The organism is Roseibium sp. (assembly GCF_050301095.1).
Classification (GTDB): domain Bacteria; phylum Pseudomonadota; class Alphaproteobacteria; order Rhizobiales; family Stappiaceae; genus Roseibium.
The window spans coordinates 1-4,618 of the sequence record NZ_JBNKYW010000095.1; the positions used below are offsets into that span (position 1 = coordinate 1).

The window sequence follows — 4,618 nt, forward strand, 5'->3', positions numbered from 1 at the left end:
ATTTTTGCAGATACACAATTTCATTCTTCCACGATCGGACGCCAGGAACTACACGAACTCGTCACCCGCGCCCCCGGCATCACCCAGGCCATCATGGATCTTTACGGCACCTTGCGCGGCTATCACGACCGCGAGGCGATCGAGGACGAGCTGGCGCACATGAACGGTGCGGCAGACGGCAGTTCGGGTTTCAAGAAGTCCGCCTATGACGAGGTCCGCGACTATTTCCACTACATGGACAACTACGTCGATTCGGTCGACAGGGCGGCGGAGAAACTCGCTTACGAAATCGGACTGCCGACCGGCTCCTCCAAATACGCCAGCCTCACGTCCTGGCTCGAACAGCGCTTCGGCATCCGTGTCGAACAGGTACCCGAGTATCAGGGCACGCTGATCCGCCAGGACGATTACACCCGAAAGATCTCGCTCTACCGGGCCATTCCGCAATCGACCAAGAATTTCCTGCTCGGGTCGGTCATTGCCGAGCTTTGCGTCAAGGACCTGATTTCCGAGGAAGTGGAGCGGGCGAAATTCAAGACCAAATCCGCCGAAAGCATCGCCCGCCTCGCGCTCCGGAACTATTTCTCCGGCGCACTCCTGCTGCCCTATGACGATTTTCTTAGGACGGCGGCGCGCTGCCGCCACGACATCCAGCTGCTCTCCAACCTGCTTGACGTCAGCATCGAGACCATCTGCCACCGCCTGTCGACCCTGCAAAGGCCCGGGGCGAACGGCCTGCCGTTCTATTTCGTCAAGATCGACCGCGCAGGCAATGTCGTGAAGCGCCACAGCGCCACCCGCTTCCAGTTCGCCCGTTTCGGCGGCTCCTGCCCGCGTTGGAACGTCCACCAGGCCTTCGAGCAGAACTCCAACAAGTTCACCGCCCAGGTCGCCCAGATGCCAGACGGCGTCCAGTATCTTTGCATCGCCACCAGCGTCACCAAGCACCAGCCAGACTACGGCACCGGCGAGCGCCGCTATGCGCTCGGCATCGGCTGTGAGGTCAAATACGCGGACGCCATCGTCTATGCGGACGGCCTCGACATCGACGAGATTTCCGACCCCGAACCCATCGGCGTCAACTGCCGCATCTGCCCGCGCGACAATTGCGACCAGCGCGCCTTCCCGGCCATCGACAAGGAACCCTTCATCGACCCCGGCCGCCGCGGCATCGTGCCCTATCGGGTGACGCCGACGGAATGAGGGATTGGGAGGCAGTACTTTCGCTTCGTTTGTCATCCCTGTGCAGGCAGGGATCCAGTAACCTATTGAGAAAATTGTCTTCCCAAACCTTCGCAGAAAGCACTGGATCCCGGTCCTGGCTGCGCCAAACCGGGATGACAACAAGAGGCAGACAATCCAGCTCCTCCTGAAGCAATCAGCCAGAACACATCCAGCTACTCAAGGCGCCTCGATCAGGATTGCCCGGAAGTCGTTCACGTTGGTGAGTGTCGGCCCCGGCACGACCTGGTCGCCGAGACGTTCGAAGAAACTGTGACTGTCATTAGCCTGAAGCATGGCCGACGGATCGATCCCGAGCGCGCGCGCCTTTTCAAGCGTCTCCGGACCAATGACCGCGCCCGCCACATCGGCTGCCCCGTCGACACCATCCGTGTCGCAGGCGATGGCGTGAAGGCCTGCCTGGCCTTTCAGGGCAACGGCGAGTGCAAGAGCATATTCCGCGTTCGGGCCGCCGATCCCGTCTCCGCGCCGGGTGACGGTGCATTCGCCGCCCGATAGCAGCAGCCTCGGCGCGTCTCCCCGCTTCAGCTTCGCCTGAATGTCCAGTGCCAGCCGAGCCTGTTCCACTGCCAGATCCCGTGCTTCGCCCTCGATCGCATCGCCGAGGATTTCGACTTCACACCCGGCGTTCCGCGCCTCTTTCGCGGCGGCCTCAAGCGATCTGGAGGGCGCGGCAACGAGAACGTTCCGGACAGTCGACAATTCCTCGGCGCCCACCGGCAGCACCCGCTGAGGGCCGTTCAGGACAGCTTCCACCGAGGCCGGAATGGAGATGTCGTAACGCTTCAGAATGGCGCGCGCATCGGCTGGTGTGGTCCTGTCACCGACCGTCGGGCCGGAGGCGATGAAGGCCGGATCGTCGCCGGCAACATCGGAAATGATCAGCGCCGTCATCTTCGCGGGATAGGCGGCAGCGGCAAGCTGTCCGCCCTTGACGCGGCTCACGTGTTTTCGAACCGTGTTCATCTCGGTTATCGGAGCGCCGGAGGCGAGAAGATCCGCATTCAGCTGCTGCAGTTCTGCCAGCGTGATGTCCCCGGCAGGCTTTTCCAGAAGCGCCGACGCACCGCCCGAGATCAGCGCGACCACCTGATCAGTGTCCTTGAGGCTGCCGAGCAATTCAAGCATGCGGGCCGTTGCTTCCAGTCCGCGTCCGTCCGGCACCGGATGCGAGGCCTCGACGATTTCGATGCCCTCGCAGGGCCTGGCATAGCCGTCGCGGGTGATCACCAGTCCCTCGCAAGGCCCCCAGGCGCTTTCCACCGCCTCCGCCATCCGGGCCGATGCCTTGCCGGCGCCGATGATAAGCGTGCGGCCTTCGGGCTTTTCAGGCAGGGCGGCGGGCACGCACAGCATCGGATCCGCGGCCGCAACCGCGGTTTCGAACAGGTGGCGCAGGAATTGGTCTTGATTGTTAAGTGTCATTTTCGGTCCAGTGGCTCGATTGCCGGACAATCAGTTCGACATCGTAATGTTTGGTGTCTGGCGGGCGGGTTCCGTCCGTGATCCAGGCCAGCATCGCCTCGGCGGCATTCCGGCCGAACAATCCGGAATCGCATCGAACGGAACTCAGCCTCGGATAGGCAATCGAGCTTTCCTCGATATCGTCGAAGCCTACGATTTTTATCTCTCTGCCCGCCTGCACCCCAGCCTCGGCAAAGCCGCTCAGCATACCGAGTGCGACAAGGTCGCTGAAGCAGACGACAGCTTCCACGTCCCTGTGCTGGCCGGCAATCTCAAGGGCGATGTCCCGGCCGACGGCTCGGGACGGACGGCCGTAAAAGGCCCTCGGCTCCAGCCCGCGCGCGGTCATGACCTCGCTGTAGCCGGACATGCGCTCAAGCGTGATCGGCCGGTCCTTGATGCCGCCGACAAAGGCAATGTTGCGGCATCCGGCTTCGATCAGGTGTTCGGTCGCCAGCTTCCCGCCGACCGAATAATTATGCGTCGCGAACGGAAAGAGATCGGTGCGATCGTCCAGTTGCCGCAGCACCTGCATCGTCGGTATTGCGGCCCGCCGGATCCGGTCGAACGGCCGGTCCTCGCCGCCATAGGTCGGCGAGATGACAAAGGCGGAAACGCCGTGTTCGATCATGGCATCGATCACATGCGACTGGATTTCGGGATCCTCGTCGGTATTGGCGATCACCGTCGAATAACCCTGCCGGGCGAAGGCCATCTGGGCGCTGGCGGCGAACTCGGTGAAGAACGGGTTGCGCAGGTCGTTGATGATCAGGCCGATCAGCCCAGTGCCCGCGCCGCGCAGGCCCGCCGCCGAGCGGTTATAGACATAACCTAGCTCGGCAATCGCCTTCATGACATCGGCGCGGGTCGTCTCCTTGACCAACGTGGAATTCTGGAGAACCAGCGACACGGTTGATTTGGAAACCCCCGCGTGTTTCGCCACATCCAGAATTGTCGGTCGTTTGCCCATATACCTCAGCCGATACCGTGCAGTCTCAAAAGCAATGCCATCCGTTCAACGGCGACATCCGGTTTTGACAACAAACGGGATCGGTCTGCAAGCCGGAAGACTTCCGCATAGTGGGTAATTTCCCGCGAGGACTGGAACCCGCCCGGCATGATGAAGTGGCTTTGCGCGTCATTGAGCCAGGCCAGGAAGGCAATTCCGGCCTTGTAGAACCGGGTCGGCGCCTTGAAGATTTCCCGGCTGAGCGGCACCGTCGGTGCGAAAAGCCGGTGATAGGTGTCGCGGTCGCCTTCCGCGAGGGCTTCCAGCGCCTGGCTGGCAACCGGAGCGATGGCCGCAAAGGCTCCGAGCAGGGCATGGGAATAATGCGTGCCGTCCCCCTCGATCAGCTCCGCATAGTTGAAGTCGTCGCCGGTATAAAGCCTGACGCCATCCGGCAACCGCGCCCGGAAGGCTTCTTCATGAGCCTGGTCGAGCAGGGAAATCTTGATGCCGTCGACCTTTGCCGGATTGCTCTCGATGATCGACAGCACTGCGTCGGAGGCCGCCGCGACATCGCTTGAGCCCCAATAACCTTTCAACGCCGGGTCGAACATGTCGCCAAGCCAGTGCAGGATGACCGGGCTGGAAGCCTGGTCGAGCAGCTTGCCGTAGACAGTCGCATAGTCGTCCGGTCCGGCACCTATTGCAGGGAAGGCGCGCGAGGCCATGATGATGACCTGCCCGCCGGCAGCTTCGATGGCTTCCATCTGTTCCTGGTAGGCTTTCAGGATGTCATCGGTGGTTTTCAGGTCCTCCAGTGGCACCTGGTCGGTTCCGGCACCACAGGCAACGCGCGGCTTCATCGGGTGCGCCTTCGCCTCCTTCATGGTGCGTTCGATCAGTTCCTTTGCTGTCGGCCAGTCGACCCCCATGCCGCGTTGGGCCGTATCCATGGCTTCCGCG

At 62.1% G+C, this 4,618-nt stretch carries 4 protein-coding genes; 1 reads left to right on the forward strand and 3 read right to left on the reverse strand.

Features of this window, described 5'->3' with window-relative positions:
* On the forward strand, nucleotides 1-1,203 hold a 1,203-nt coding region (locus ACQY7U_RS08415; RefSeq protein ID WP_428643461.1), incomplete at its 5' end, for a helix-turn-helix domain-containing protein.
* Nucleotides 1,204-1,401: 198 nt separating this feature from the next.
* Here the strand turns inward: ACQY7U_RS08415 and ACQY7U_RS08420 are convergent.
* From ACQY7U_RS08420 to ACQY7U_RS08430, 3 genes are all read right to left on the reverse strand, one after another.
* Entirely contained in the window at nucleotides 1,402-2,667 is a 1,266-nt protein-coding gene (locus ACQY7U_RS08420) for a glycerate kinase type-2 family protein (RefSeq protein ID WP_428643462.1), read from the reverse strand.
* A complete protein-coding gene (locus ACQY7U_RS08425; protein ID WP_428643464.1) occupies nucleotides 2,657-3,676 on the reverse strand; it encodes a LacI family DNA-binding transcriptional regulator in 1,020 nt (339 codons plus the stop codon). Before ACQY7U_RS08425 ends, ACQY7U_RS08420 begins: the two co-directional genes overlap by 11 nt.
* A 5-nt stretch (nucleotides 3,677-3,681) precedes the next feature.
* A partial coding sequence (locus tag ACQY7U_RS08430) for a DUF993 family protein (RefSeq protein ID WP_428643466.1) occupies nucleotides 3,682-4,618 on the reverse strand: 937 nt, incomplete at its 5' end.